This is a genomic window from Salmonella sp. SG203, assembly GCF_013350575.1.
GTDB classification, from domain to species: domain Bacteria; phylum Pseudomonadota; class Gammaproteobacteria; order Enterobacterales; family Enterobacteriaceae; genus Salmonella; species Salmonella enterica.
Genome location: NZ_SNMT01000014.1, coordinates 38,398 through 64,877 on the forward strand (window position 1 = coordinate 38,398; position 26,480 = coordinate 64,877).

General features: G+C 54.2%; 24 protein-coding genes. 13 read left to right on the forward strand and 11 right to left on the reverse strand.

All coding sequences use genetic code 11. From position 1 onward, the window contains the following. Positions 1–6: 6 nt before the first annotated feature. From mutM to radC, 4 genes are all read right to left on the reverse strand, one after another. Entirely contained in the window at positions 7–816 is an 810-nt protein-coding gene (gene mutM, locus HV477_RS18430; RefSeq protein WP_079898901.1) for a bifunctional DNA-formamidopyrimidine glycosylase/DNA-(apurinic or apyrimidinic site) lyase, read from the reverse strand. Positions 817–913: 97 nt separating this feature from the next. Then, positions 914–1,081 carry a 50S ribosomal protein L33 gene (gene rpmG / locus HV477_RS18435; protein WP_001051798.1) on the reverse strand — a complete coding sequence of 56 codons (168 nt, stop codon included), beginning with the start codon at positions 1,079–1,081 and terminating at the stop codon, positions 914–916. Positions 1,082–1,101: 20 nt separating this feature from the next. After that, positions 1,102–1,338: a 50S ribosomal protein L28 gene (gene rpmB, locus HV477_RS18440; RefSeq protein WP_001519051.1), complete on the reverse strand. Its 237-nt coding sequence runs from the start codon at positions 1,336–1,338 to the stop codon at positions 1,102–1,104. 217 nt (positions 1,339–1,555) lie between these two features. Further along, positions 1,556–2,221 (reverse strand): DNA repair protein RadC, encoded by a 666-nt coding sequence (radC, locus tag HV477_RS18445; protein WP_000380129.1) that lies wholly within the window; start codon positions 2,219–2,221, stop codon positions 1,556–1,558. 175 nt (positions 2,222–2,396) lie between these two features. Between radC and coaBC the strand changes: the two genes are divergently transcribed. The 3 genes from coaBC (at position 2,397) to slmA (ending at position 4,757) form a co-directional block, all read left to right on the forward strand. Further along, a complete protein-coding gene (gene coaBC, locus HV477_RS18450) occupies positions 2,397–3,617 on the forward strand; it encodes a bifunctional phosphopantothenoylcysteine decarboxylase/phosphopantothenate--cysteine ligase CoaBC (protein WP_000050176.1) in 1,221 nt (406 codons plus the stop codon). Further along, positions 3,595–4,053, forward strand: coding sequence for a dUTP diphosphatase (dut, locus tag HV477_RS18455; RefSeq protein WP_000976078.1), 459 nt, complete (start codon positions 3,595–3,597; stop codon positions 4,051–4,053). The genes coaBC and dut overlap by 23 nt, the downstream gene beginning before the upstream one ends. 107 nt (positions 4,054–4,160) lie before the next feature. Beyond that, a complete protein-coding gene (slmA, locus tag HV477_RS18460) occupies positions 4,161–4,757 on the forward strand; it encodes a nucleoid occlusion factor SlmA (protein WP_000818607.1) in 597 nt (198 codons plus the stop codon). A gap of 77 nt (positions 4,758–4,834) precedes the next feature. Here the strand turns inward: slmA and pyrE are convergent, their stop codons facing one another. Then, positions 4,835–5,476, reverse strand: coding sequence for an orotate phosphoribosyltransferase (gene pyrE / locus HV477_RS18465; protein WP_000806167.1), 642 nt, complete (start codon positions 5,474–5,476; stop codon positions 4,835–4,837). A 78-nt stretch (positions 5,477–5,554) separates the two neighbouring features. Continuing rightward, a complete protein-coding gene (rph, locus tag HV477_RS18470) occupies positions 5,555–6,271 on the reverse strand; it encodes a ribonuclease PH (protein WP_001247078.1) in 717 nt (238 codons plus the stop codon). A 125-nt stretch (positions 6,272–6,396) separates the two neighbouring features. Here rph and HV477_RS18475 point away from each other — a divergent pair, with 125 nt between their 5' ends. Further along, positions 6,397–7,260 carry a YicC/YloC family endoribonuclease gene (locus tag HV477_RS18475; RefSeq protein ID WP_000621352.1) on the forward strand — a complete coding sequence of 288 codons (864 nt, stop codon included), beginning with the start codon at positions 6,397–6,399 and terminating at the stop codon, positions 7,258–7,260. A 49-nt stretch (positions 7,261–7,309) separates the two neighbouring features. Here HV477_RS18475 and HV477_RS18480 read toward each other — a convergent pair whose 3' ends face one another. Then, positions 7,310–8,212, reverse strand: coding sequence for a LysR family transcriptional regulator (locus HV477_RS18480; RefSeq protein ID WP_001050866.1), 903 nt, complete (start codon positions 8,210–8,212; stop codon positions 7,310–7,312). Positions 8,213–8,285: 73 nt separating this feature from the next. On the opposite strand from HV477_RS18480, the gene HV477_RS18485 reads away from it, so the two are divergent. Together HV477_RS18485 and HV477_RS18490 are read left to right on the forward strand one after the other, a co-directional pair. After that, positions 8,286–9,167 carry an HARLDQ motif MBL-fold protein gene (locus HV477_RS18485; protein ID WP_001082964.1) on the forward strand — a complete coding sequence of 294 codons (882 nt, stop codon included), beginning with the start codon at positions 8,286–8,288 and terminating at the stop codon, positions 9,165–9,167. 250 nt (positions 9,168–9,417) lie between these two features. Beyond that, positions 9,418–10,035, forward strand: a complete 618-nt coding sequence (locus HV477_RS18490; RefSeq protein ID WP_000924334.1) for a trimeric intracellular cation channel family protein — start codon at positions 9,418–9,420, stop codon at positions 10,033–10,035. On the opposite strand, the gene ligB is transcribed toward HV477_RS18490, so the two are convergent. Continuing rightward, a complete protein-coding gene (gene ligB, locus HV477_RS18495; RefSeq protein WP_023238261.1) occupies positions 10,032–11,717 on the reverse strand; it encodes an NAD-dependent DNA ligase LigB in 1,686 nt (561 codons plus the stop codon). The genes HV477_RS18490 and ligB overlap by 4 nt on opposite strands. A 256-nt stretch (positions 11,718–11,973) precedes the next feature. Here ligB and gmk point away from each other — a divergent pair, with 256 nt between their 5' ends. From gmk to recG, 5 genes are read left to right on the forward strand one after another with little or no spacing between them, the layout of a single operon-like run. Next, positions 11,974–12,597 carry a guanylate kinase gene (gene gmk / locus HV477_RS18500; RefSeq protein WP_000046966.1) on the forward strand — a complete coding sequence of 208 codons (624 nt, stop codon included), beginning with the start codon at positions 11,974–11,976 and terminating at the stop codon, positions 12,595–12,597. Between the two features lie 54 nt (positions 12,598–12,651). Further along, on the forward strand, positions 12,652–12,927 hold the full coding sequence (rpoZ, locus tag HV477_RS18505) for a DNA-directed RNA polymerase subunit omega (protein WP_000135058.1): 276 nt from the start codon (positions 12,652–12,654) through the stop codon (positions 12,925–12,927). 18 nt (positions 12,928–12,945) lie between these two features. After that, positions 12,946–15,057 (forward strand): bifunctional GTP diphosphokinase/guanosine-3',5'-bis pyrophosphate 3'-pyrophosphohydrolase, encoded by a 2,112-nt coding sequence (gene spoT / locus HV477_RS18510; RefSeq protein WP_000280481.1) that lies wholly within the window; start codon positions 12,946–12,948, stop codon positions 15,055–15,057. Between the two features lie 4 nt (positions 15,058–15,061). After that, positions 15,062–15,751, forward strand: a complete 690-nt coding sequence (trmH, locus tag HV477_RS18515) for a tRNA (guanosine(18)-2'-O)-methyltransferase TrmH (RefSeq protein ID WP_001068436.1) — start codon at positions 15,062–15,064, stop codon at positions 15,749–15,751. 5 nt (positions 15,752–15,756) lie between these two features. Continuing rightward, the gene (gene recG, locus HV477_RS18520; RefSeq protein WP_175065247.1) at positions 15,757–17,838 is read left to right on the forward strand and encodes an ATP-dependent DNA helicase RecG; all 2,082 of its coding nucleotides are present in this window, start codon (positions 15,757–15,759) and stop codon (positions 17,836–17,838) included. A 35-nt stretch (positions 17,839–17,873) separates the two neighbouring features. Here the strand turns inward: recG and gltS are convergent, their stop codons facing one another. Beyond that, positions 17,874–19,079 (reverse strand): sodium/glutamate symporter, encoded by a 1,206-nt coding sequence (gene gltS, locus HV477_RS18525; RefSeq protein ID WP_000462255.1) that lies wholly within the window; start codon positions 19,077–19,079, stop codon positions 17,874–17,876. A 227-nt stretch (positions 19,080–19,306) separates the two neighbouring features. Here gltS and xanP point away from each other — a divergent pair, with 227 nt between their 5' ends. After that, a complete protein-coding gene (gene xanP, locus HV477_RS18530) occupies positions 19,307–20,698 on the forward strand; it encodes a xanthine/proton symporter XanP (protein WP_000115428.1) in 1,392 nt (463 codons plus the stop codon). Between the two features lie 120 nt (positions 20,699–20,818). Continuing rightward, positions 20,819–22,528, forward strand: a complete 1,710-nt coding sequence (locus HV477_RS18535) for an AsmA family protein (RefSeq protein ID WP_079898903.1) — start codon at positions 20,819–20,821, stop codon at positions 22,526–22,528. A gap of 102 nt (positions 22,529–22,630) precedes the next feature. Here HV477_RS18535 and yicI read toward each other — a convergent pair whose 3' ends face one another. Together yicI and HV477_RS18545 are read right to left on the reverse strand one after the other, a co-directional pair. After that, positions 22,631–24,949 carry an alpha-xylosidase gene (gene yicI, locus HV477_RS18540; protein ID WP_000702997.1) on the reverse strand — a complete coding sequence of 773 codons (2,319 nt, stop codon included), beginning with the start codon at positions 24,947–24,949 and terminating at the stop codon, positions 22,631–22,633. Between the two features lie 11 nt (positions 24,950–24,960). Next, entirely contained in the window at positions 24,961–26,343 is a 1,383-nt protein-coding gene (locus HV477_RS18545) for a glycoside-pentoside-hexuronide family transporter (RefSeq protein WP_000834261.1), read from the reverse strand. Positions 26,344–26,480: the final 137 nt, after the last annotated feature.

The following is a 26,480-nucleotide window of genomic DNA, read 5'->3' on the forward strand; positions in this document are numbered from 1 at the left end:
GGCGTTTTACTTCTGACAGTGACGGCAATAGAACGTCGCACGCTGTGCGTGTTTCGTGGCGACTATCGGCGTACCGCATACCCGACACGGCTCGCCTTTGCGCCCGTACACCTGCAACTCCTGCGCAAAATAGCCCGGTTTCCCATCGCTTTGCAGAAAATCCTTCAGCGTTGTCCCGCCTTGTTCAATAGAGCGCAGCAAAACGGCTTTAATCACCCGCGCCAGCAGATCGCACTCCTCTGTCGAGAGTGACGACGCCAGGCGGTCAGGGTGAATACCAGCGGCAAACAGCGACTCGCTGGCGTAGATATTCCCCACGCCGACCACCAGCTTGTTATCCATCAGCCAGGGTTTAATCGCCGTCTTCTTCTTCGCGCATTTCTGCTGCAAATATTCGCCATTAAACTCATCGCTTAGCGGCTCCGGTCCCAGATGCGCCAGTACGTTATGCCCTTCCAGCTCTTTGGTCCATAACCAGGCGCCAAAGCGGCGAGGATCGGTATAACGTAGAGTTTTGCCGTTGCTCATCACCAAATCGACATGGTCGTGCTTTTCCGCCGGCAGCGCTTCCGACAGTATCCGCAAGCTTCCCGACATCCCCAGGTGAATAATTATCCAGCCGTCAGGCAGCTCCAGCAGTAAATATTTAGCACGACGCTGAACGCTAAGGACGGGTGTATCGCTCAGACGATAAATTTCATCTGAAACCGGCCAGCGCAGACGGCCGTTACGGATATGGGCGTGCAGGATAGTAGCGCCAACTAAATGGGGTTCAATACCCCGGCGGCTGGTTTCAACTTCGGGTAATTCAGGCATAACGTCTCCGGCTGTGTGGCAGGTCTCATTAATATGGGGACGGCCAGAAAACAAAAAACCCCGCCGAAGCGAGGTTTTTGTTACATCAAAGCGAGAATTATTTGATTTTCGCTTCTTTGTAGATCACGTGCTGACGGACAACTGGATCGAATTTTTTCAGTTCCAGTTTTTCCGGTTTAGTACGTTTGTTCTTCGTCGTGGTATAGAAGTGACCAGTACCAGCAGAAGAAACCAGCTTGATTTTCTCACGAATACCTTTAGCCATGATTTATTTCCTCTTAGTACTTAGTACTTTTCGCCACGGGCACGCAGTTCAGACAGAACTGTTTCGATGCCTTTTTTATCGATGATACGCATACCTTTAGCAGATACACGCAGGGTGACAAAACGCTTCTCGCTCTCAACCCAGAAACGGTGAGAGTGCAGGTTAGGCAGGAAACGGCGTTTAGTCGCGTTCAGTGCGTGGGAACGGTTGTTACCGGTCACCGGACGCTTGCCAGTAACTTGGCAGACTCGGGACATGTCTATTCTCCAAAAATCAAATTAGCTCGAGCTTCGTATGGGGTATCGGCGCCTCGTCAGGCTTTACAGCCTGGTCATCGCGCAGTTCTATTGAACTCTCGATTGCCAGGCCCAAATGCCAAACCCGAGATTCTCAAAGGTGGCGTAGTATACGCTGACCCGGCGATATGCTCAAGTCCCGAACAGACAAAGATCCCGATGGATCGCGCAAAGAGTCTTAAATCCAGCCGCGTTCGGCAAAAGAAACGTACTCTCCGCGCCCAATTATCAGGTGATCGAGCACCCGGATATCCATAAACTGGCAACACTTTATCACGCGCTCAGTGATAAGTTTATCTGCTTTACTTGGCTCTGCGCAGCCTGAAGGGTGATTATGCGCCAGAATGACCGCTGAAGCATTGAGTTTAATCGCTTCCCGAACAATCTCACGCGGATGCACCTCTACGTGGTTAAGCGTGCCGGAAAACAGGCGGCTGTGCTGAAGCACCCGGTGCTGGGCATCTAGGAAGATCACCAGAAAGATCTCACGCTCTTCGCCCGTCAGTTGGCTTTGCAGAAATTCCCGCGTCATTTCCGGACTCAGCAACGCACTTTCCTCATTCATGCGCACGCTGTAATAGCGCCTTGCCAGCTCAGCAATGCCTTTCAACTGCGCGAATTTCGCCAGGCCGATGCCGTTTACGCCGCGAAACTGCGCAAAGTCCGCCGACAGCAGGCCATACAGCGACCCAAAGTGCTGCAATATCTCTTTTGCCAACGTCATAACATCTTTTCCCGGCGTGCCGGTACGTAAAAAAAGCGCCAGCAGCTCCACGTCGCTGAGGGAAGCAATGCCGGATCTGAGCATTTTTTCACGCGGTAATAATTCGTCCAACGTATCCATACGCGCACCTCCTTTTTTAAGGAAGCGGCATAGTGGCACAGCCTTTGGGAGAGATCGACGCCCCGATTTTGTTCTTGCGTAGCGCCTCGCAAAGTGGAGCGCAGGCAAAGACACGACGCCGTAGAGATTGTGATAAAATAGCCGCCTTTCAAAGTCACCCAACAGGAAAGACATGATGAGCCTGGCCGGTAAAAAAATTGTTCTCGGCGTTAGCGGCGGTATCGCTGCGTATAAAACGCCGGAGCTGGTGCGCCGTTTACGTGAGCGCGGCGCTGACGTGCGCGTGGCAATGACCGAGGCGGCAAAAGCCTTTATTACCCCCCTGAGCTTACAGGCAGTGTCGGGCTATCCCGTATCCGACAGTCTGCTTGACCCTGCCGCTGAAGCCGCGATGGGGCATATCGAGTTGGGGAAATGGGCCGACCTGGTGATTCTTGCCCCCGCGACCGCCGACCTGATCGCCCGTGTAGCATCGGGTATGGCTAATGATTTAGTCTCCACCATTTGCCTGGCGACGCCAGCCCCGGTGGCCGTGCTTCCGGCCATGAACCAACAGATGTACCGCGCTGCCGCCACGCAACATAATCTGGAGGTGCTCGCCTCTCGCGGCCTGTTCATTTGGGGGCCGGATAGCGGCAGTCAGGCGTGCGGCGACGTAGGCCCAGGCAGAATGCTGGACCCATTAGTTATCGTTGATAAGGCCGCCGCGCATTTCGCCGCCGTCAACGATCTGCGACATCTTAATATCATGATTACGGCAGGCCCGACGCGCGAACCGCTCGACCCGGTGCGTTATATTTCCAACCACAGCTCAGGTAAAATGGGCTTCGCTATTGCGGCGGCCGCCGCGCGTCGCGGCGCAAATGTCACGCTGGTCTCCGGTCCCGTTTCGTTACCGACGCCGCCTTTTGTAAAACGGGTTGATGTCATAACCGCGCTGGACATGGAAGCCGCTGTTCAGGCCGCCGTTCAACAGCAGCACATTTTCATTAGCTGCGCCGCCGTGGCTGACTATCGCGCAGAGACTATCGCCAGTGAAAAAATCAAAAAACAGGCGGCGCAAGGTGATGAATTACTAATAAAAATGGTCAAAAACCCGGACATTGTCGCCGGGGTGGCCGCACTCAGTGACAATCGACCCTACGTTGTTGGGTTTGCCGCGGAAACGAATAATGTGGAAGAATACGCCCGGCAAAAACGTATCCGTAAAAACCTTGACCTGATTTGTGCAAATGATGTTTCACTTTCAAATCAAGGATTTAATAGCGATAAAAACGCTTTACACCTTTTCTGGCAGGATGGAGATAAAGTCTTACCGCTTGAGCGAAAAGAACTCCTGGGCCAATTATTACTCGACGAGATCGTGACCCGTTATGATGAAAAAAATCGACGTTAAGATTCTGGACCCGCGTGTTGGTCAGCAGTTTCCGCTGCCGACTTATGCTACTTCTGGTTCTGCCGGGCTTGACCTGCGCGCCTGTCTCGACGACGCCGTAGAACTGGCGCCTGGCGCAACGACGTTGGTACCTACCGGACTGGCCATTCATATCGCCGATCCATCACTGGCGGCAGTCATGTTGCCGCGTTCGGGCCTGGGCCATAAACATGGTATCGTGCTGGGCAACCTGGTCGGGCTGATTGATTCCGATTATCAGGGGCAACTGATGGTTTCGATCTGGAACCGTGGTCAGGACAGTTTTACCATTGAACCGGGCGAACGTATCGCGCAAATGGTGTTTGTTCCGGTCGTTCAGGCCGAATTTAATCTGGTGGAAGCATTTGACGCCACCGAACGTGGCGAGGGCGGCTTCGGTCATTCTGGCCGTAAGTAAATTTTACGCATCCCCATAACGTCATAATACTGCCGCAAGCGCTGAGTTTGCGGTTATAGCGTGGGTGCTCGCCTGGCAAGTGCTTATTTTCAGGGGTATTTTGTAACATGGCAGAAAAACAAACTGCGAAAAGGAATCGTCGCGAAGAAATACTTCAGTCACTGGCGCTGATGCTTGAATCCAGCGATGGAAGCCAACGCATCACGACGGCAAAACTGGCGGCCTCGGTCGGCGTTTCCGAAGCGGCGCTATACCGCCATTTTCCCAGCAAGACCCGCATGTTCGATAGCCTGATTGAGTTTATCGAAGATAGTCTGATTACCCGTATCAATCTGATTTTAAAAGATGAAAAAAACACCAGCACGCGTTTGCGCCTGATTGTGTTGCTGATTCTGGGTTTTGGCGAACGCAACCCTGGCCTGACGCGCATTCTTACCGGGCACGCGCTGATGTTTGAACAGGATCGCCTGCAGGGGCGCATTAATCAGCTTTTTGAACGCATCGAAGCGCAGCTCCGCCAGGTGCTACGAGAAAAAAGAATGCGTGAAGGCGAAGGCTACACGACGGATGAAAATCTGCTGGCAAGCCAGCTGTTAGCCTTCTGTGAAGGTATGCTTTCACGGTTCGTGCGTAGCGAATTTAAATACCGCCCAACGGACGATTTCGACGCCCGCTGGCCGCTCATTGCCGCTCAGCTACAGTAACGCTGACTGGATAGTGGCTCACGCCTTATCCAGGCGACAGAAACATAAGCCCGGTAAAGCGCCACCGGGCAATTCGCTTACACGCCAAATTCTTCCCGGTATGCTCGCACAGCCGCCAGATGCTCAGCCATATCAGGTTTTTCTTCCAGATAGGCAATCAGGTCTTTCAGCGTAATGATGGAGATAACCTTACAACCATAGTCGCGCTCCACTTCCTGAATCGCGGAAATCTCGCCGCGGCCACGTTCCTGACGATCCAGCGAAATCAGTACGCCAGCCAGCGTAGCCCCGTGCGCCTGAATAATCTCCATCGACTCGCGAATCGCCGTACCTGCGGTAATCACGTCATCCACCAGCATCACGCGGCCCTGTAGCGCGCTGCCCACCAGACTCCCGCCTTCGCCATGATCTTTTGCCTCTTTGCGGTTAAAGCAGTACGGCAGGTCTTTATCGTGATGTTCCGCCAGCGCAACCGCCGTCGTCGTCGCGATCGGAATACCTTTGTACGCGGGGCCAAACAGCAGATCAAATTCAATACCGGAATCCACCAGCGCTTCGGCATAAAAACGGCCTAACAACGCCAGGTCGCGCCCGGTATTAAACAGCCCGGCGTTGAAGAAATAGGGGCTTTTGCGCCCGGATTTCAGCGTAAACTCGCCAAACTTTAGTACCTGCTTGTTAAGCGCAAACTCAATAAACTGGCGCTGATACGGTTTCATGGATTCGCTCCTTTTCTTACTTTCATCATTTACGAAATTTACGGACAAAAAAAAGGCGACTTTTCAGTCGCCTTAAAATCAATTTTCTAACGCCGCCTTCTGCGTCGCCACAATGGATTCAATTCCCCCTCGGGCCAGCGCCAACAAAGTGAGAAGTTCTTCATGGCTGAACGGCTCGCCTTCCGCGGTACCCTGTACTTCAATAATGCGGCCGTCTTCAGTCATCACGACGTTCATGTCGGTTTCTGCGGCGGAATCTTCAACATATTCCAGATCGCAGATCGCTTCGCCGTTAACGATGCCTACGGAAACCGCCGCCACCATGCCTTTCATCGGGTTGGTTTTCAGCTTACCGTTGGCAACCAATTTATTCAGCGCATCCGCCAACGCCACGCAGGCGCCGGTAATAGACGCTGTACGCGTACCGCCATCGGCCTGGATTACATCGCAGTCCAGCGTAATGGTAAATTCGCCGAGCGTTTTCAGATCGACCGCCGCACGCAGCGCACGCGCGATCAAACGCTGAATTTCCATAGTACGGCCGCCCTGCTTACCCTTTGCTGCTTCACGCGCATTACGGGTATGGGTAGCGCGAGGCAACATGCCATACTCTGCGGTGATCCACCCCTGGCCTTGTCCTTTCAGAAAACGTGGGACGCCTTCTTCAATGGAGGCGGTGCACAACACTTTGGTATCTCCAAATTCGACCAGTACCGAGCCTTCAGCGTGTTTTGTATAGTTACGGGTCAGGGTTACGGGACGCACCTGATTAGCGCTACGGCCTGCTGGACGCATATTGAGATCTCCGGCTTAAAACGAATGTGGCTGCGCATTATACGGACTTCCGATGGTTATTCCTATCCTGACAAGGCATGGATAGCTATAATCCCTTCATCTCTCCTTTAAAAACGGGAACATCTATGATCCGCAGTATGACCGCCTACGCCCGGCGTGAAATCAAGGGTGAATGGGGTAGCGCGACCTGGGAAATGCGCTCGGTAAACCAGCGTTATCTGGAAACTTACTTTCGTCTGCCGGAACAGTTCCGTAGTCTTGAACCCGTCGTGCGCGAACGCATTCGTACACGCCTGACGCGCGGCAAAGTCGAATGTATGCTGCGTTTTGAACCCGATGCCAGCGCGCAAGGCGAGCTTATTCTGAATGAAAAGCTCGCGAAACAATTAGTTAGCGCCGCAAACTGGGTCAAAATGCAGAGCGACGAAGGGGAAATCAATCCGGTTGATATTTTGCGCTGGCCAGGTGTCATGGCGGCGCAAGAGCAGGATCTGGACGCGATTGCCGCAGAAATTTTAGCCGCGTTGGACGGTACCCTGGATGACTTTATCGTCGCGCGCGAAACGGAAGGCCAGGCGCTGAAAGCGCTGATTGAACAACGTCTGGAAGGCGTCAGCGCCGAAGTTGCGAAAGTCCGCGCGCATATGCCAGAAATCCTGCAATGGCAGCGTGAACGCCTGGTCGCGAAGCTGGAAGATGCTCAGGTTCAGTTGGAAAACAACCGTCTGGAGCAAGAGCTGGTGATGATGGCGCAACGCATTGATGTGGCGGAAGAGCTGGATCGTCTCGAAGCGCACGTCAAAGAGACTTACAACATTCTGAAGAAAAAAGAGGCGGTAGGTCGCCGTCTGGACTTCATGATGCAAGAATTTAACCGTGAGTCGAACACCCTGGCCTCCAAATCCATCAACGCTGATGTAACTAACTCCGCTATTGAATTAAAAGTGTTGATCGAGCAAATGCGCGAGCAGATCCAGAATATTGAATAATTCTGGCGCTCAATATGTCACAGAGCCCGCCTTATGCGGGCTCTCGCGTTTATCGGTAGTACGTTTTTAATTTCCGGCGAATAGCGTCGATAAGGCGCCGCTTCCACTCTACCGTTGAAGCCCGATACTGCATAAAAATAGCGCCTTCCGCCTGCTCCCCGGCAAGCGGCAGGACAAAAAGACCGCGCTTATCGGATAAATTTTCATACCAGGGGCGCGGTACAATCGCCATTAGCGGCGCCGACTGGACAGCAGGCGCCAGTTGACTGTAATCATGACAAACAAACGCCAGCGGGCGTTCAAACCCGGCACGAGCCTGCTGCCTGTCCAGTTCGTTGTTCTCTTTTGTCCACGGCAAACAGTAAATGTGTTGATAATGCTGTAGATCAGCAAAATTCAACGCTGTGGCATTCTCCAGACGTGAACGCAATGGCGCGCCATAAACCGCGATCAAACGCGTAGTCCCCACCCGCTCGTAATGCAGAGCGCTGACCTGCTTTTGATGGTCGCCAATTGCCAGCACCAAATCAACCGAGCTATCCAACAGTTCATCACGCCAGGGTCGGCGGGCAAAAGGAAGGCACTCGATCACCGCCTGATGAAGATGACCTTTCTCTGCGAGAACGGGCGTAAGCAGCGCGTTCAATGCGGGAGGAAGTACCACCCGGAAACAACGGGAGCCGTTCTCTTTATCGCCAAACAGCTCCTCATTAAGCGAAACAAACACAGGCGCCAATTTGTCACGCAGCGCCTGCGCATAAGGCGTAGCAATCTGGCGGTTCCCTTCCCGTCGAAACAACGGATCGTTTAGCGCATCGCGCAATCTCATTAGCGCATGACTTACCGCAGAAGGCGACAAAGCCAGCTTTTGCGCCGTTTTCCCCGTAGAGCTCGTCTCCAGCAGCACATACAGTACTTTTAACAGGTTCATATCCATTTGCAGCAAGTTCATTAAACGTCTCTCTTATTGAACCTGGCTAAATTACTGCCAGGTATACTGCGGGCGCTTCAATCAGGAGAACATTATGAATCGCTATGCATTATTCTTTGTATGTATATTTTCAACATCAGCACTTCCTGCCATGGCGGCATTAGATCCTTCACAACCGTTATCACCCGCGCCTCCGTTATCACTGTTTAAAGCGTGGGCTAAGCCTATAAAGCCGTTTCAAATCACAGAAGGCGTGTGGTATGTCGGCACGAAAAATCTCTCTTCTATTCTGCTGACCACTCCGGCAGGGCATATTCTTATTGATGCGGGGTTGGATGAAAGCGCACCGCAAATTAAAGCGAATATTGAAGCGGCAGGATTCCGCCTCACAGACGTGCGCTATCTGTTGAACAGCCATGCGCGGCTGGATCAAGCGGGGGGCATGGCACGTTTGAAAGCGTGGAGCGGCGCACAATTGGTCGCCAGCCAACCCAACGCCGATCAGATGGCGAGGGGTGGACGAGAGGATTTTGCGCTTGGCGATGCGCTCCCCTTCCCGCCCGTCACCACCGATAAAATTATCCACAACCAGGAAAGCATCAGCCTCGGAGGGATAACCGTGACAGCGCTATTCACGCCTGGACATCTACCCGGCTCAACCTCCTGGCGCGTAACGCTCCGCAACGGCAAGACGCTAATTTACGCAGATAGTCTCGCCACACCTGACTATCTGCTGATTAACAACAAAAATTACCCTGACCTGGTTACTGATATTCAGAGCAGCTTTAAGACACTGGCCGCCCAGCATGTTGATATCTTTATTGCCAACAAAGGTGACCGCTTCGGGCTACTGGAGAAACGACAGCAACTTCGCAACGGCGATACACAGGCTTTCTTTGATTCCAATGGCTTGCAACAGTATGTGGAACGCTCGCGCCAGCGCTTCATCACACAACTTACCGCACAGCAGCCATAATGAAATGATTCACCGGCGGCGCGTCCAGGGCGCCGTTCTTTTAAATTATCTAAGTCAAAACAGAAAAACCTCGCATACAATAAACCACAAAAATGATGTTCAATTTATTGATATTTATAATAAATAATTATTAATCATAAATTTAAAATCATTACTAAAATTTATTAATCGTGTAATGCCTTAGAAAATCTCAATCGTGATACAGCGCACAAATCGTTAATCTTCGCCCCCAGTAAATTAGGGGGAAATCATGCTGTTGCACGTTCTTTATTTAATTGGCATCACTGCCGAGGCCATGACGGGCGCACTCGCTGCGGGTCGTCGTCGCATGGATACATTCGGCGTAATTATTATTGCTACCGCCACCGCCATTGGTGGAGGCTCGGTTCGCGACATTCTGCTCGGTCACTATCCGCTGGGTTGGGTGAAGCATCCCGAATATGTCATTATTGTGGCGACTGCCGCTGTATTGACCACCATTGTTGCCCCCGTCATGCCCTATTTACGCAAGCTTTTCCTGGTACTTGACGCGCTGGGGTTGGTGGTTTTCTCTATTATTGGCGCTCAGATAGCCCTTGATATGGGCGAAGGGCCAATTATCGCCGTGGTAGCCGCCGTCACTACCGGCGTCTTTGGCGGCGTGCTCCGCGATATGTTCTGCAAACGCATTCCACTGGTGTTTCAAAAAGAGCTATATGCCGGCATTTCGTTCGCCTCGGCGGTGCTCTATATTGCGCTGCAACATTACGTCATGAATCCGGATGTCGTCGTTATCTCTACGCTACTGTTTGGCTTTACAGCAAGGTTATTAGCGCTACGTCTTAAACTTGGCCTGCCGGTATTTTATTACCGCCATGAAGGGCACTAAGACCCAAATCCGGGAATATGCTGAGCAGCCAGCCATCTGCTCAGCGTTTTGATCTGCGGATTATTCCGCCAGTCGATGACTCTCCCGGCACGACGCTCGCCCGTCGCTGGTAACTGCCGCCAGTGTTGCTCTGTTCGCATTAATAACTGCTCCCATGAACGATCGCCGCTGGCCTGTAATGCAGCCTGCGTTAAGGGGATATCCATCGCCATGATCCAGCGGGTAAACGACTGCCGGCGCGCCAGGTTAAATTGCCGCCATATCTGCTCGCTTTTTCCTTTAGCAAAGCCTGGCGTGTTGGCTATTTGCGCTGACGTCAGGGTAAGCCAGGAGAAGATATGCTCAAAGCGATGCGTCTGATGCAAGGCCCGCCAGCTGGCTTCACCCATTCCGTCCAGACCCAACGCCGACCGTGACCCCAGCCATACCAGCCTGGAGATAAACTGTTCCTGACACGTTGCCGACGCGTAAAAGCAGGTCAGCGAGTTGAAATGGCTATCAGGCGGTACAGGCTTACTCCGCTCACGACTCCGCCAGACGACCTCATCAAGCCGGGGAATGCCTTGCCCCGCCAGACTCACCAGGATCTGATCGCCCGGCGCGATATCCCACGCTTCCCAACGCTTCACAGAACCGATATTGACCCGCTGAACCCGCTTATCATCCAATATAACGGGGACAAGCGACGCTACTACGGTAATTTTGCCGCTTTTCCCCACCGAGAACTGAATAGCGCTCACTTGCGCGACCTGCGCTACTGGCGGATATTTCCATGCTGCCAGCCAGTCGCCCTGCCCGGGTCGCCAGTGTTGTGACGCAGGTTCTTTAGCCATGCGTATCACTACGCCATCCGTTACAAAGGGTAATGCTGACGTCAGCCATGACTGGCGCGCCCGCTCGACCTCGCTGGCATCTTTTACCGCCAGGGTATATTTATTCGTCAGACTGAATCCAGCCTTAGCAAGTTGGCTTAATCTTTCGGGCATATTTGCCGGACCGTCCGGCCACGCCCAAATAAAAATACCCAACGAATTTAGCGCGGAGGCGTTATCCTGGCGCATTAACATTCCTGCGACTTTCGAGCGCGCATTCATCCCGCCCATCCGTTGCTGGATATGTCCCTCGCGCTGTAGAAAGATTTCGCCCTGCAACACCGCGTTAGCAAGCGCGCCTTGTGTTGTCTGCGGTATAGAGGGGATCAGGCGAATTTTTGGCGTCCAGTCCTCGCCTTGTAGTCCGTTACCCCGGCTGATAGCCCTGGTCAGTTTACCGTTTTGATAAACCAGCGTTACCGCTACACCATCCACTTTTGGCTGTACCCAAAGCTCGCTGCGCCCGCGCATCCACTGTTCTACCGCCTGTCGGTCCGCGAGTTTACGTACGCCCGTGTGCGCAACAGGGTGCATTGTTGTACCGTTTAACGGCGGTGAAACCGGAGTAGATGAAACATCCTGACCAACACAGCGTTGCCACTGAACCAGCCTTGCGCTGAGTTGGTCGTACACACTATCGTCAACCGCGCTAACCCCTTGTTTCCAGTAGATGTCATTCCAGTCAGCGAGCTGTTGCTGTAAACGGGCGATTTCTTCAGCGGCCCTTGCTGGCGGCCAGGCCGGGCAAAGCGCCCCACTCTGCGAATGCCACAATAAAATTCCCCACGCCATACTTTTCCATAATCTCATCACGACCTCCTGCGCACATTGCCCGGCAGGTATAGCGCTTTAGTGAATAAAAACCGACAGGTAAAAATGCATCATCCGAGCCGCTTTCCAGATTTTTTGGTGGGTTGCTGCAACGACGCGATAAAAGCGGAAAAAGGGACGCAAAATGCAATAATCTGGCGCAAAAAGTGTGACAAAGACTACGTCGCATAACGGCGATGTGTATAATAAGCCCGTATCAAGGCTCTATTTCGATAATCACAGACGTAAGATACTCATGGCTCAAGGTACGCTTTATATTGTTTCTGCCCCCAGTGGCGCGGGTAAATCCAGCCTGATTCAGGCTTTATTAAAAACCCAACCGTTGTACGACACTCAGGTTTCCGTTTCACATACCACGCGCGCGCCGCGTCCGGGTGAAGTGCACGGTGAGCACTATTTCTTTGTAAATCATGATGAGTTTAAAACCATGATTGGCAGGGAGGCGTTTCTGGAGCACGCGGAAGTGTTTGGCAATTACTACGGCACTTCGCGCGAAACCATTGAGCAAGTGCTGGCAACCGGCGTTGATGTTTTTCTGGATATCGACTGGCAGGGCGCCCAGCAAATTCGCGAAAAGATGCCGCAAGCACGCAGCATTTTTATTTTGCCGCCGTCAAAGATCGAATTGGATCGCCGTTTACGCGGCCGCGGGCAAGATAGCGAAGAAGTCATTGCCAAACGAATGGCGCAAGCGGTTGCAGAAATGAGCCATTACGCCGAATATGATTATCTTATTGTGAATGACGACTTTGATACCGCGTTAAGCGACTTGAAAACCATCATTCGCGCTGAACGTCTGCGTATGAGCCGCCAAAAGCAGCGTCATGACGCTTTAATCAGCAAATTGTTGGCAGACTGAACCCACTTTCAGTATCATGCCCAGTCATTTCTTCACCTGTGGAGCATTTTAAGTATGGCACGCGTAACTGTTCAGGACGCTGTAGAGAAAATTGGTAACCGTTTTGACCTGGTACTGGTCGCCGCGCGTCGCGCTCGTCAGATGCAGGTAGGCGGAAAGGATCCGCTGGTACCGGAAGAAAACGATAAAACTACCGTTATCGCGCTGCGCGAAATCGAAGAAGGTCTGATTAACAACCAGATCCTCGACGTCCGCGAGCGCCAGGAACAGCAAGAGCAGGAAGCCGCTGAATTACAAGCCGTTACCGCTATTGCTGAAGGTCGTCGTTAATCACAAAGCGGGTCGCCCTTGTATCTGTTTGAAAGCCTGAATCAACTGATTCAAACCTACCTGCCGGAAGACCAGATTAAGCGTCTTCGGCAGGCGTATCTCGTTGCACGTGACGCTCACGAGGGCCAGACACGTTCAAGCGGTGAACCCTATATCACGCACCCGGTAGCGGTGGCCTGTATTCTGGCCGAGATGAAACTCGACTACGAAACGTTGATGGCCGCTCTGCTGCATGACGTGATTGAAGATACCCCCGCCACCTATCAGGACATGGAACAGCTTTTCGGTAAAAGCGTTGCCGAGCTGGTAGAGGGGGTGTCGAAACTTGATAAGCTCAAGTTCCGCGATAAGAAAGAGGCGCAGGCCGAAAACTTTCGCAAAATGATTATGGCGATGGTGCAGGATATCCGCGTCATCCTCATTAAGCTTGCTGACCGTACCCATAACATGCGCACGCTGGGTTCGTTACGCCCGGATAAACGTCGTCGTATTGCCCGTGAAACCCTCGAAATCTACAGCCCGCTGGCGCACCGTTTAGGTATTCATCACATTAAAACCGAGCTGGAAGAGCTGGGTTTTGAAGCGCTGTATCCCAATCGTTACCGCGTCATTAAAGAAGTGGTAAAAGCGGCGCGCGGCAACCGTAAAGAGATGATCCAAAAAATCCTCTCTGAAATCGAAGGACGTTTGCAAGAGGCGGGAATTCCGTGTCGCGTTAGCGGTCGCGAAAAACATCTTTACTCGATCTACTGCAAAATGGTGCTCAAAGAGCAGCGTTTTCACTCGATCATGGACATTTACGCTTTTCGCGTCATCGTTCATGACTCCGATACCTGCTATCGCGTACTCGGCCAGATGCACAGTCTCTATAAGCCGCGTCCGGGACGCGTGAAAGACTATATCGCCATTCCCAAAGCGAACGGCTATCAGTCTTTGCACACCTCGATGATCGGCCCGCACGGCGTTCCTGTTGAAGTCCAGATCCGTACCGAAGATATGGATCAGATGGCGGAAATGGGGGTCGCGGCGCACTGGGCGTATAAAGAACACGGTGAGACCAGCACCACGGCGCAGATCCGCGCCCAGCGCTGGATGCAGAGCCTGCTGGAGCTACAACAGAGCGCCGGTAGTTCGTTTGAATTTATCGAAAGCGTAAAATCCGATCTCTTCCCGGATGAGATTTACGTTTTCACCCCGGAAGGGCGCATTGTCGAACTGCCCGCTGGCGCTACGCCGGTGGATTTTGCTTATGCAGTGCATACCGACATCGGCCACGCCTGCGTCGGCGCGCGTGTCGACCGGCAGCCTTATCCGCTGTCGCAGCCGCTTAGCAGCGGTCAGACCGTCGAAATTATTACCGCGCCGGGCGCGCGTCCCAACGCCGCCTGGCTGAACTTTGTCGTCAGCTCTAAAGCGCGCGCTAAAATTCGTCAGTTGCTGAAAAACCTCAAACGTGATGACTCCGTAAGCCTGGGCCGTCGTCTGCTTAACCATGCTTTAGGCGGCAGTCGTAAGCTGGCGGAAATTCCGCAGGAAAATATTCAGCGCGAACTGGATCGTATGAAGCTGGCAACGCTTGACGATCTGCTGGCGGAAATCGGTCTCGGCAACGCGATGAGCGTAGTGGTCGCGAAAAATCTGCAGCAAGGCGAAGCCGTGGTGCCGACCGTTGCGCAATCGAATCACGGCCACCTGCCGATTAAAGGCGCGGATGGCGTGCTTATCACCTTTGCGAAGTGTTGTCGTCCGATCCCAGGCGACCCGATCATCGCTCACGTCAGCCCAGGTAAAGGGCTGGTGATCCACCATGAATCCTGCCGTAATATCCGTGGATACCAGAAAGAGCCAGAGAAATTTATGGCGGTCGAATGGGACAAAGAGACGGAGCAGGAATTCATTACCGAAATCAAGGTGGAAATGTTTAACCATCAGGGCGCGCTGGCTAACCTGACGGCGGCGATTAATACCACCACCTCCAATATTCAAAGCCTGAATACTGAAGAAAAAGATGGTCGCGTCTATAGTACCTTTATTCGCCTTACCGCACGCGATCGCGTACATCTGGCGAATATCATGCGCAAAATCCGCGTGATGCCAGACGTCATTAAAGTCACCCGTAACCGAAACTAGCGCTATGAATCCAAAACGTTATGCGCGTATATGCGAAATGCTCGCCAGGCGTCAGCCTGATCTCACGGTCTGCATGGAGCAAGTCCACAAACCTCATAACGTTTCTGCAATCATTCGTACCGCAGATGCCGTTGGCGTCCATGAAGTCCATGCTATCTGGCCAGGTAGCCGGATGCGCACCATGGCTTCCGCGGCGGCGGGCAGCAACAGTTGGGTACAGGTGAAAACTCACCGTACCATTGGCGATGCGGTAGCCCATTTGAAAGGACGGGGAATGCAGATTCTGGCAACCCATCTTTCTGATAAAGCCGTAGACTTTCGCGAGATTGATTACACGCGCCCGACCTGTATTCTGATGGGTCAGGAGAAAACCGGTATTACTCAGGAAGCATTAGACCTGGCGGATCGGGATATCATCATTCCGATGATCGGCATGGTACAGTCGCTGAACGTTTCCGTCGCCTCCGCGCTCATTCTTTATGAAGCCCAGCGCCAGCGACAGAACGCGGGCATGTATCTGCGTGAAAATAGCATGTTGCCGGAAGATGAACAGCAGCGCCTGCTGTTTGAGGGTGGTTATCCGGTGCTGGCGAAAGTCGCTAAACGTAAAGGTCTGCCTTATCCTCGCGTCAATCAGCAGGGCGAAATCGACGCCGATGCTGACTGGTGGGCGACGATGCAGGCGGCAGGGTAATCACCATGTCAGGCCGCTTGTTAGACGCTGTTCCGCTCAATTCCCTGACAGGCGTCGGCGCAGCGCAAAGCAGTAAACTGGCGAAAATTGGCCTGCACACCGTACAGGACCTCCTGCTCCACCTCCCTCTGCGTTACGAAGACCGTACCCATCTCTACCCTATTGGCGAACTGCTGCCTGGCATCTACGCCACCGTTGAAGGTGAAGTGCTGAACTGCAATATCACTTTCGGCGGTCGTCGGATGATGACCTGCCAGATTAGCGACGGTTCCGGCATTCTTACCATGCGCTTTTTCAATTTTAACGCGGCGATGAAAAACAGCCTGGCGACGGGACGACGTGTGCTGGCCTACGGGGAAGCGAAGCGCGGCAAGTATGGCGCAGAGATGATCCATCCGGAATATCGCCTGCAGGGCGATCTCAGCACGCCGGAACTTCAGGAAACGCTCACCCCCGTCTATCCGACCACCGAGGGCGTGAAGCAAGCGACACTGCGCAAGCTTACCGATCAGGCGCTGGAGTTGCTCGACACCTGCGCCATTGCCGAACTACTGCCACCGGAACTGGCGCAGGGTATGATGAGCCTGCCGGAGGCGCTACGTACCTTGCATCGCCCGCCGCCGACACTCCAGCTCGCCGATTTAGAAACCGGCAAACACCCGGCGCAGCGGCGGCTTATTCTTGAAGAGCTACTGGCGCATAATCTCAGTATGCTGGCGCTTCGCGCAGGCGCGCAGCGCTATCACGCGCAGCCGCTAAGTACCAACAACATATTGAAAGACAAGCTGCTGGCGTCGTTGCCGTTTAAACCCACCAGCGCGCAGGCGCGGGTGGTGGCAGAGATCGAACGTGATATGGCGCTCGATGTGCCAATGATGCGTCTGGTTCAGGGCGACGTCGGCTCAGGGAAAACGCTGGTTGCGGCGCTTGCCGCCTTGCGCGCTATTGCCCACGGTAAGCAGGTGGCGTTGATGGCGCCGACCGAACTGCTGGCTGAACAGCACGCAAATAATTTCCGCAACTGGTTCGAACCGTTGGGCGTTGAAGTGGGTTGGCTGGCCGGTAAGCAAAAAGGTAAAGCGCGTCAGGCGCAGCAAGAGGCTATTGCCAGCGGTCAGGTGCAGATGATTGTCGGCACCCACGCTATCTTTCAGGAACAGGTGCAGTTCAACGGCCTGGCGCTGGTCATTATCGATGAGCAGCACCGCTTTGGCGTCCACCAGCGGCTGGCATTGTGGGAAAAAGGCCAGCAGCAGGGCTTTCATCCGCATCAGTTGATTATGACCGCAACGCCCATACCGCGCACCCTGGCGATGACTGCCTACGCCGATCTCGATACCTCGGTGATTGACGAGCTACCGCCGGACCGTACCCCTGTCACTACCGTTGCGATTCCGGATACCCGTCGCCATGAAATCATTGATCGTGTGCGCAACGCCTGCACAACCGAAGGCCGTCAGGCCTACTGGGTCTGTACGCTGATTGAAGAGTCCGACCTGCTGGAAGCGCAGGCGGCGGAAGCCACCTGGGAGGAGCTCAAGCTGGCGTTACCGGAGTTGAATATTGGCCTGGTACACGGCCGCATGAAGCCCGCCGAAAAACAGGCGGTGATGCAGGCCTTTAAGCAGGGTGAACTGCATCTGCTGGTCGCCACTACGGTGATTGAGGTGGGGGTCGATGTTCCTAACGCCAGCCTGATGATTATTGAAAACCCGGAGCGGCTGGGCCTGGCGCAATTACACCAGCTCAGAGGGCGCGTTGGCCGTGGCGCGGTCGCATCGCACTGCGTGCTGCTCTATAAATCGCCGTTGTCGAAAACGGCGCAGAAGCGTTTACAGGTATTGCGCGACAGCAACGACGGCTTTGTGATTGCACAAAAAGATTTAGAGATTCGCGGCCCGGGGGAATTACTGGGCACCCGCCAGACGGGTAACGCCGAATTTAAAGTCGCTGATTTGCTGCGCGATCAGGCCATGATCCCCGAAGTTCAGCGTATTGCCCGTCATATTCACGAACGTTATCCGCAGCAGGCACAAGCGCTGATTGAGCGCTGGATGCCGGAAACCGAACGTTATTCCAACGCCTAGTGAGCACGGCGGCTTTAATGCCGCCGTACAAACCCTTATTGCGCGAAAATCGGTAACATCAGGTACAGCTTGATCACCAACGCATTGACGATATCGATAAAGAACGCGCCGACCATCGGCACCACCAGGAACGCCATATGCGAGGGGCCAAAACGGTCGGTAATCGCCTGCATATTAGCAATGGCGGTCGGCGTTGCGCCAAGGCCAAAACCGCAGTGACCCGCCGCCAGCACCGCCGCATCATAGTTTTTCCCCATCATGCGCCAGGTGACGAAGATCGCGTACAGCGCCATGAAGATGGTCTGTACCACCAGAATCGCCAGCATCGGCAGCGCCAGCGACGCCAGTTCCCACAGCTTCAGGCTCATCAGCGCCATTGCCAGGAACAGTGACAAACTCACGTTCCCCAGTACCGAAACAGCACGCTCAAATACGCGATAAAAACCCACCAGCGCCAGGCCATTGCTGAGGATCACCCCAACAAATAGCACACAAACGAAGACCGGCAGTTCAAGCACCGTTCCCGCCAGTAGCTGCGCTACGATTTTGCCCACGGTCAGACAGATAGCAATCAGGGCGATAGTTTCGATTAGCACCAGAGAGGTGATCATACGACCCACATCCGGCTTTTCAAAGGCTGTCGGCACGGCCTGATCGTCAGGCATTCCATCCGGCGTGGTGGAGTGTTTCACCAGATAACGCGCTACCGGGCCGCCAATCAACCCGCCCAGCACCAGGCCAAAGGTTGCACATGCCATCGCAACTTCGGTGGCACTGGCAAAACCATAACGTTCGACAAACAGTTTACTCCACGCCGCGCCGGTACCGTGTCCGCCGGACAGCGTAATTGACCCGGCAATCAGCCCCATTAACGGGTCCAGCCCCAACAGACTCGCCATGCCGATACCGATGGCATTCTGCATCAGCAGTAATCCGACCACGACGACCAGGAAGACGCCAACAACACGCCCCCCCTTGCGCAGGCTGGCAAGGTTAGCGTTAAGGCCGATCGTCGCGAAAAACGCCAGCATCAACGGATCGCGCAGGGTCATATCAAAGTTGACCTCCCAACCGACGCTTTTTTTCAGCACCAGCAGAGCAACCGCGACCAGTAACCCCCCCGCCACCGGTTCCGGAATCGTATATTTCTTCAGTAAGGAGACAGACTGGACCAGCTTGCGACCCAGTAGCAGCACCAGCGTGGCGGCGACAAGGGTCGATAAGGTATCGAGTTCAAACATTTAAAGCTCCTGTAGTGCGCTGTGACATGTGCGCACAAATCATTTCCTGAGTCAGTTTTTTAGCTCTTTGCGAGTCTTCGGCATGGATTTTAAGCAGAAAAAGGCAAAAAGTTATATAAAAAGGTGCATTTATCTTTTTTAAATATTAAGAATATTCGCTCGCAATCGTTTGCTTTTACCATCTGGTCAGATAAAATCACCGCTTTTCCACCACGAGAATGTCCCTGATGTCCGTTAACGCCATCGAGCCGGCAGATGCGCAACCGGTTGCGCAGACGCAAAACAGCGAATTAATTTACCGTCTTGAAGATCGCCCGCCGCTCCCTCAAACCCTTTTTGCCGCTTGTCAGCATCTGCTGGCCATGTTTGTCGCGGTAATCACGCCAGCGCTGTTAATCTGCCAGGCGTTGGGTTTACCGGCGCAGGATACGCAGCACATTATCAGCATGTCGCTGTTCGCCTCCGGCGTAGCCTCTATTATTCAAATCAAAGCGTGGGGGCCGGTAGGATCGGGGCTGTTATCCATCCAGGGAACCAGTTTTAACTTTGTCGCCCCGCTGATTATGGGCGGTACCGCGCTGAAAACCGGCGGCGCGGATGTCCCGACGATGATGGCGGCGCTGTTCGGCACGCTGATGCTGGCAAGCTGCACCGAGATGGTGCTTTCTCGCATTCTACATCTGGCGCGCCGGATTATCACGCCGTTAGTCTCCGGCGTAGTGGTGATGATTATTGGCCTGTCGCTGATTCAGGTGGGGCTAACTTCCATCGGCGGCGGCTATGCCGCCATGAGCGACAACACCTTTGGCGCACCGAAAAACCTGTTACTGGCCGGCGTCGTCCTGGCCATTATCATCCTGCTGAATCGGCAACGTAATCCCTACCTGCGCGTGGCTTCTTTGGTTATTGCCATGGCGGCAGGCTATCTTTTGGCCTGGTTTATGGGCATGTTGCCTGAGAATAACGCGCCGGTCTCGCAGGACATCCTGATGGTGCCGACCCCGCTGTATTATGGTCTGGGCATTGACTGGAACCTGTTACTGCCGTTGATGCTGGTCTTTATGATTACGTCGCTGGAGACCATCGGCGACATCACCGCCACCTCTGATGTCTCCGAGCAGCCGGTATCCGGCCCCTTGTACATGAAACGGCTAAAGGGCGGCGTACTGGCTAACGGCCTGAACTCATTTGTTTCAGCGGTATTTAATACGTTCCCGAATTCCTGTTTCGGTCAGAACAACGGCGTCATTCAGTTGACCGGCGTCGCCAGTCGCTATGTGGGATTTGTCGTCGCGCTGATGCTGATTGTACTCGGCCTGTTCCCGGCGGTAAGCGGTTTTGTGCAGCATATCCCGGAACCGGTGCTCGGCGGCGCCACGTTGGTGATGTTCGGCACCATTGCCGCCTCCGGGGTGCGTATTGTCTCGCGTGAGCCGCTGAACCGCCGCGCGATTCTGATTATCGCCCTGTCGCTGGCCGTGGGTCTTGGCGTCTCGCAACAGCCGCAGATCCTGCAGTTCGCGCCGGAATGGGTGAAAAATCTGCTCTCATCCGGAATTGCCGCTGGCGGCATCACGGCTATCGTGCTGAACCTGATTCTCCCGCCGGAAAAACCGTAAAAACCCTGCGGCGGCGACACGATTCGCCGCTGCTGTAACGCTCTTTCACCATTCCTGTCTTGAGGATTGCACGCAAATCGTGCATAAATCCCCTATGTGCATTTCACGGGATGGAAGACCATGAAATTGATTGGGAGGTTGCTTCTCTATGTGCTGATCGCCTGTTTAGTGGTGATTTTCGGCTTTTATTTTCTGCTGCAAACGCGCTGGGGCGCAGATCACATCAGCAACTGGGTATCAGAGAACAGCGGTTATCACCTCACATTCGACGTGATGGATCATCGTTTTTCCGCCCCATCCCATCTTTTACTGGAGAATGTGACCTTTGGTCGTGATGGTCAGCCTGCTACCCTGGTCGCGAAAACCGTAGATATCGGTCTGAGCATTCGCCAGTTAACCGCGCCGCTGCATGTCGACACGATTCTGTTACAGGACGGCACGCTGAATATTTCAGTGCAAACCGCCCCTTTCCCGTTTGAGGCCGACCGCCTGCAACTTCGCAATATGGCGCTCAATAGTCCCGGCAGCGAATGGCGGTTGAGCGCCCAGCGCGTTAACGGCGGCGTTATGCCCTGGCGCCCCGAAGCCGGTCGGGTATTAGGCAATAAAGCCCAGATCCAACTGAGCGCCGGTTCGCTGACGTTAAACGACGTTCCCGCCACTAATGTGCTTATTGAAGGCAGTATCGACCATAATCAGGTGATGTTAAACACCGTCGGCGCCGATATGGCGCGCGGAGCGTTAACCGGCGTCGCCCGACGTAACGCTGATGGTAGTTGGGTCGTTGAAAATCTGCGGCTGAATGATATTCGGTTACAAAGCGATAAATCCCTGAGCGAGTTTTTCGCGCCGCTGACTACGGTTCCATCTTTGCAGATTGGTCGTCTTGAAGTGACGGACTCCAGCCTGCAAGGACCAGACTGGGCAGTCACCGATCTTGACCTGAGTTTGCGCAATCTGACTCTGCGCAAAGAAGACTGGCAAAGTCAGGAAGGTAAATTATCGATGAACGCCAGCGAGTTTATTTACGGCTCGCTGCACTTGCTCGATCCAATCCTGAACGCCGAATTTTCACCACAGGGCGTTGCGCTACGCCAGTTCACCACCCGCTGGGAAGGCGGTATGGTCAGAACTTCCGGCGCCTGGTTACGCGAAGGCAAAGCGCTTATTCTGGACGATACCGCTATCGCCGGGCTGGAGTATACGCTGCCGGAAAACTGGAAGCAGTTATGGATGAAGCCGCTGCCCGACTGGTTGAACAGCCTGACGCTGAAAAAATTCAGCGCCAGCCGCAATCTGGTGATCGATATCGACCCGGCCTTCCCGTGGCAAATCACCGCTCTGGACGGCTACGGCGCAAACCTGGAGCTGGTACAACATCATCAATGGGGCGTCTGGAGCGGCAATGCGACCCTCAACGCCGCAGCGGCAACCTTTAACCGTGTGGATGTGCGCCGCCCGTCGCTGTCGTTGACGGCTAATGCCAGCACGATCAACATCAGCGATCTGAGCGCGTTTACTGGAAAAGGGATACTGGAAGCCACTGCCAGCGTATCGCAACTGCCGCAGCGTCAGACGCAAATCAGCCTGAACGGACGCGGCGTACCAATGGATGTGCTACAGCAGTGGGGCTGGCCGGCATTACCGATTGCTGGCGATGGCAATATTCAGCTCACGGCCAGCGGCAATATTCAGGCCGATGCGCCGTTGAAACCGACGGTAAACGGGCAATTACACGCGGTCAACGCACAAAAGCAGCAGATAACACAGACGATGCAAGCGGGCGTGGTGTCCGGCGGTGAAGTTACGTCAACGGAGCCAGCGCTGTAATTGAGGGCTTGCCCGGTGGCGATGGCGCTTACCGGGCTTACGGTTCTTGCTCATTTGTAGGCCGGATAAGCGCAGCTCACGGCGCCATCCGGCGATTCAGATTTAAAGCGTAATTACCACTTCATTTCCCTGCGGGGTGACCACTACGCCCAGTTCACTTCCCGCATATGAACCGCATTTGGTACCGCTAATCTGCGTAATATTACGCAGACACAGCGTCCAGTTGCGCGCCTCGCCTTCGCCGCTCACCGTAATGGTATTGCCTGTGCGTTTCGCCTGCAGCGTAAAGATTGTCGAACCATCCGTAGCAGGGACTTCGCAGACCGCTTCGCAGCCGTCATCCAGATGGAATAACTGGAAGGCCGTACCCTCATGCCAGGCGTAATCGGGCTTCTGGCTATTGTTGCCCAGCGCCAGTAGTGTATTGTCACGCACGTAAACTGGCAGGCTCAGGAAGTCATGCTGCTGTTTATGCCAGCGGCTGCCCTGTACTTCATCGTTGCGCCACAGGTGCGTCCAGCGGCCTTCTGGCAGGTAGAACTCCACGTCGCCCGCTTCACTAAATACCGGCGCTACCATGACCGCATCTCCCAGCATGTACTGGCGATCAAGATAATCACACGCCGGATCGTCCGGGAACTCCAGCATCATCGCCCGCATCATTGGCGTACCGGCTTCGTTGGCGCGCGCCGCTTCCCGATACAGATACGGCATCATCCGGCACTTCTGTTCGGTGAAGAAGCGCACCACGTCACAGGACTCGTCGTCATAGGCCCACGGAACCCGGTAGGATTTGCTACCGTGCAGGCGGCTGTGGCTGGAGAGCAAGCCGAATGCGCACCAACGCTTGTAGACATGCGCCGGCGCGGTATTCTCGAATCCGCCAATATCATGACTCCAGAAGCCAAACCCTGACAGGCCGATGGACAGCCCGCCGCGCAGGCTTTCCGCCATCGATTCGTAGTTGGCGTAGCAGTCGCCGCCCCAGTGCACCGGGAACTGTTGCGCGCCCACCGAGGCGGAACGGGCGAACAGCACCGCCTCTTCAACGCCGACGGTCTCTTTCAGCACGTTCCACACCAGTTCGTTGTAGATGTAGGCATAATGGTTGTGCATTTTCTGTGGATCTGAACCATCAAACCACTGCACATCCGTTGGAATGCGTTCGCCGAAGTCAGTTTTGAAGCAGTCCACTCCCATCTCCACCAGGCCCTTCAGCTTGTCGGCATACCATTCGCAGGCTTGCGGGTTGGTGAAGTCGTAAATCGCCAGTCCCGGCTGCCATTTATCCCACTGCCACAAGGAGCCGTCCGGGCGTTTTAGCAAATATCCTTTCTCTTTCAGCTCCTGGAAGACCGGGGATTTCTGGCCGATGTAGGGGTTAATCCACACGCAGACTTTCAGCCCTTTCGCTTTCAGGCGGCGAATCATCCCTTTCGGATCGGGGAAAGTCACCGGGTCCCATTCAAAATCGCACCACTGAAAAGCTTTCATCCAGAAACAGTCGAAGTGGAAGACGTGCAGCGGCAGATTGCGCTCGGCCATACCGTCGATAAAACTGTTAACGGTCGCTTCGTCGTAGTTGGTGGTGAATGAGGTGGTCAGCCACAGGCCAAACGACCAGGCGGGCGGCAGCGCCGGACGACCCGTAAATTGGGTATAGCGGTTCAGCACGTCTTTCGGGGTCGGGCCGTCGATGACGAAGTATTCCAGATACTCGCTCTCGACGCTGAACTGAACTTTGGAGACTTTCTCGGAGCCAATTTCAAACGACACGCACTGCGGATGATTCACCAGCACACCGTAGCCACGGTTGGTGATATAGAACGGGATATTCTTGTACGATTGCTCGGTGCTGGTGCCGCCGTCGCGGTTCCAGGTCTCCACCGTCTGACCGTTACGCACCAGCGCGGTAAAGCGCTCGCCAAGCCCGTAGACGGTTTCGCCCACGCCGAGATCCAGACGCTCGAACATGTAGTTGCGCCCGCTATTGGTGTCCTGCACATAGCCGTTATTTTTCAACTGACTACCGGTGATACGTACACCGTTACGCAGAAAATCCAGTGACCAGATCTCGCCTTTGGTGACGCGCACGCTCAGGCTGCCGCTCTTGAGTTCGGCAAATTCGGCGTTGTTCCGCATCTCCACGTTGATATCTTGCAAGACATTGAGCGGATAATGTGGGCCGTTATCCAAAGCGCCCTGGAAGTGTTCCATCCGTACACCTATCACTCCTTCCTGCGGCGAGAAAAAGCGTAGGGTAAACAACGGGGTATCCAGTTGCCAGGTTCGTTCGCGGACATCGCGCGGCGCGGCATAGATCACCATCTCATTCCCGTGCTGTTCAACGTCGAACACCTGAACCGGGTGAATCAAATTAAGGCCAGGCTGGATCAGCCAGTTTCCGTCGCTAATTTTCATAGTCTGTTCCTTTAGTTTTGCAATTCTTTATGGGTAAATTCTTGTTCGTTGCGGTGTGCGCCCTGCGCCAGTTGTTCCAGAATGGTTTTCAGGAACGGGCTTTTCAGGGTGTAGTAGCGTTTAGCGATCGCGGCGCTCAGCAGATAACAGATGGCCGGGACGATAGTGAACAGAGCGATGATGATGCTGATCGTGGCGCTGTTTTGCGTTTTCGCCGCCGCGTTGTAACCGCCGCCTGCCAGCATCCAGCCAATCAGCGCCCCGCCGAGGGCAAGACCCAGTTTCAGCACGAACAACGTGCCGGCAAAACTGATCCCCGTCAGGCGTTTGCCGTTACACCATTCGCCGTAGTCGACGGTGTCAGACATCATCACCCACTGGATAGGCGTGACTAACTGGTGCAATACGCCAATCACAAAGATAAAGACGAACATAGCGATCGTGGCGTGCATCGGTACGAAGAACATCGCCACGCTGATTACTGCGAGTAAAGCATTGGTCCACCAGAAAACGCTCACTTTGCATTTCCAGTCGGTCAACGGTTTTGCCAGCGCCGAGCCAATCAGGTTGCCGACGCAATAGGTGGTGAGGAAGGCGACAAACACGCCCGGTTTGCCCAATATCCAGGTGACGTAATACATCATCGCCCCGCCGCGCACGCATACCGCCAGAATATTCAGGATGGTGAGCAGGCCGACTATGCGCCACTGGTCGTTGTGCCAGATATCACGCAGGTCTTCACGCATGGAGGTATGGGTGGCAGGCGCTTCAACGCGCTCTTTGGTGGTAAAGAAGCAGAACGCCAGCATCAGGAACGCCACCACCGAGAGCGCCGCGATACCCCCCTGGAAGCCCAGCGCCTTATTCTCGCCGCCAATCAGTTTCACCAGAGGCATCATCAGTACGGTAGAAAGCATTCCGCCCGCCGTTGCCAGCACAAAGCGCCAGGATTGCAGGGAGATACGCTGCGTTGGGTCATTGGTTATTACACCCCCCAACGCGCAGTAAGGGATGTTGACCACAGTGTACAGAAGGGTGAGCAACGTGTAGGTGATGGCGGCATAAATCATTTTGCCGTTCAGACTGAGATCCGGCGTGCTATAAGCCAGCACACAAACGATACCAAACGGCAACGCGCCAAACAGCACCCAGGGCCGGAATTTGCCCCAGCGAGAGCGGGTGCGGTCGGCCAGCAGGCCCATGCAAGGGTCGGAGATGGCATCAAGCGCACGCGCCAGTAAAAACATGGTGCCAACAAAACCAGCGGGAATGCCGAAAATATCGGTATAGAAGAACATCATATATAACATGACGTTATCAAAGATGATGTGGCTCGCGGCATCGCCCATACCATAGCCAATCTTCTCCTTAACGGAGAGAATCTCACTTTTCATTACGCATCCTTAACGCTTACAACGCTCACTGATACCGGTTACAGTTTTTGTAAACCTTCCCTGCGAGCGTGAATATTCCGTTATTTGGTTATCAAATTACGATTCTTGTTTTCTGTGATCAGGGTAGCGCCAAAAAG

Coding starts and splice junctions, on each gene's coding strand:
- mutM (WP_079898901.1), bottom strand. CDS start 816: ATGCCTGAATTACCCGAAGTTGAAACCAGCCGCCGGGGTATTGAACCC.
- rpmG (WP_001051798.1), bottom strand. CDS start 1,081: ATGGCTAAAGGTATTCGTGAGAAAATCAAGCTGGTTTCTTCTGCTGGT.
- rpmB (WP_001519051.1), bottom strand. CDS start 1,338: ATGTCCCGAGTCTGCCAAGTTACTGGCAAGCGTCCGGTGACCGGTAAC.
- radC (WP_000380129.1), bottom strand. CDS start 2,221: ATGGATACGTTGGACGAATTATTACCGCGTGAAAAAATGCTCAGATCC.
- coaBC (WP_000050176.1), top strand. CDS start 2,397: ATGAGCCTGGCCGGTAAAAAAATTGTTCTCGGCGTTAGCGGCGGTATC.
- dut (WP_000976078.1), top strand. CDS start 3,595: ATGATGAAAAAAATCGACGTTAAGATTCTGGACCCGCGTGTTGGTCAG.
- slmA (WP_000818607.1), top strand. CDS start 4,161: ATGGCAGAAAAACAAACTGCGAAAAGGAATCGTCGCGAAGAAATACTT.
- pyrE (WP_000806167.1), bottom strand. CDS start 5,476: ATGAAACCGTATCAGCGCCAGTTTATTGAGTTTGCGCTTAACAAGCAG.
- rph (WP_001247078.1), bottom strand. CDS start 6,271: ATGCGTCCAGCAGGCCGTAGCGCTAATCAGGTGCGTCCCGTAACCCTG.
- HV477_RS18475 (WP_000621352.1), top strand. CDS start 6,397: ATGATCCGCAGTATGACCGCCTACGCCCGGCGTGAAATCAAGGGTGAA.
- HV477_RS18480 (WP_001050866.1), bottom strand. CDS start 8,212: ATGAACTTGCTGCAAATGGATATGAACCTGTTAAAAGTACTGTATGTG.
- HV477_RS18485 (WP_001082964.1), top strand. CDS start 8,286: ATGAATCGCTATGCATTATTCTTTGTATGTATATTTTCAACATCAGCA.
- HV477_RS18490 (WP_000924334.1), top strand. CDS start 9,418: ATGCTGTTGCACGTTCTTTATTTAATTGGCATCACTGCCGAGGCCATG.
- ligB (WP_023238261.1), bottom strand. CDS start 11,717: ATGAGATTATGGAAAAGTATGGCGTGGGGAATTTTATTGTGGCATTCG.
- gmk (WP_000046966.1), top strand. CDS start 11,974: ATGGCTCAAGGTACGCTTTATATTGTTTCTGCCCCCAGTGGCGCGGGT.
- rpoZ (WP_000135058.1), top strand. CDS start 12,652: ATGGCACGCGTAACTGTTCAGGACGCTGTAGAGAAAATTGGTAACCGT.
- trmH (WP_001068436.1), top strand. CDS start 15,062: ATGAATCCAAAACGTTATGCGCGTATATGCGAAATGCTCGCCAGGCGT.
- recG (WP_175065247.1), top strand. CDS start 15,757: ATGTCAGGCCGCTTGTTAGACGCTGTTCCGCTCAATTCCCTGACAGGC.
- gltS (WP_000462255.1), bottom strand. CDS start 19,079: ATGTTTGAACTCGATACCTTATCGACCCTTGTCGCCGCCACGCTGGTG.
- xanP (WP_000115428.1), top strand. CDS start 19,307: ATGTCCGTTAACGCCATCGAGCCGGCAGATGCGCAACCGGTTGCGCAG.
- HV477_RS18535 (WP_079898903.1), top strand. CDS start 20,819: ATGAAATTGATTGGGAGGTTGCTTCTCTATGTGCTGATCGCCTGTTTA.
- yicI (WP_000702997.1), bottom strand. CDS start 24,949: ATGAAAATTAGCGACGGAAACTGGCTGATCCAGCCTGGCCTTAATTTG.
- HV477_RS18545 (WP_000834261.1), bottom strand. CDS start 26,343: ATGAAAAGTGAGATTCTCTCCGTTAAGGAGAAGATTGGCTATGGTATG.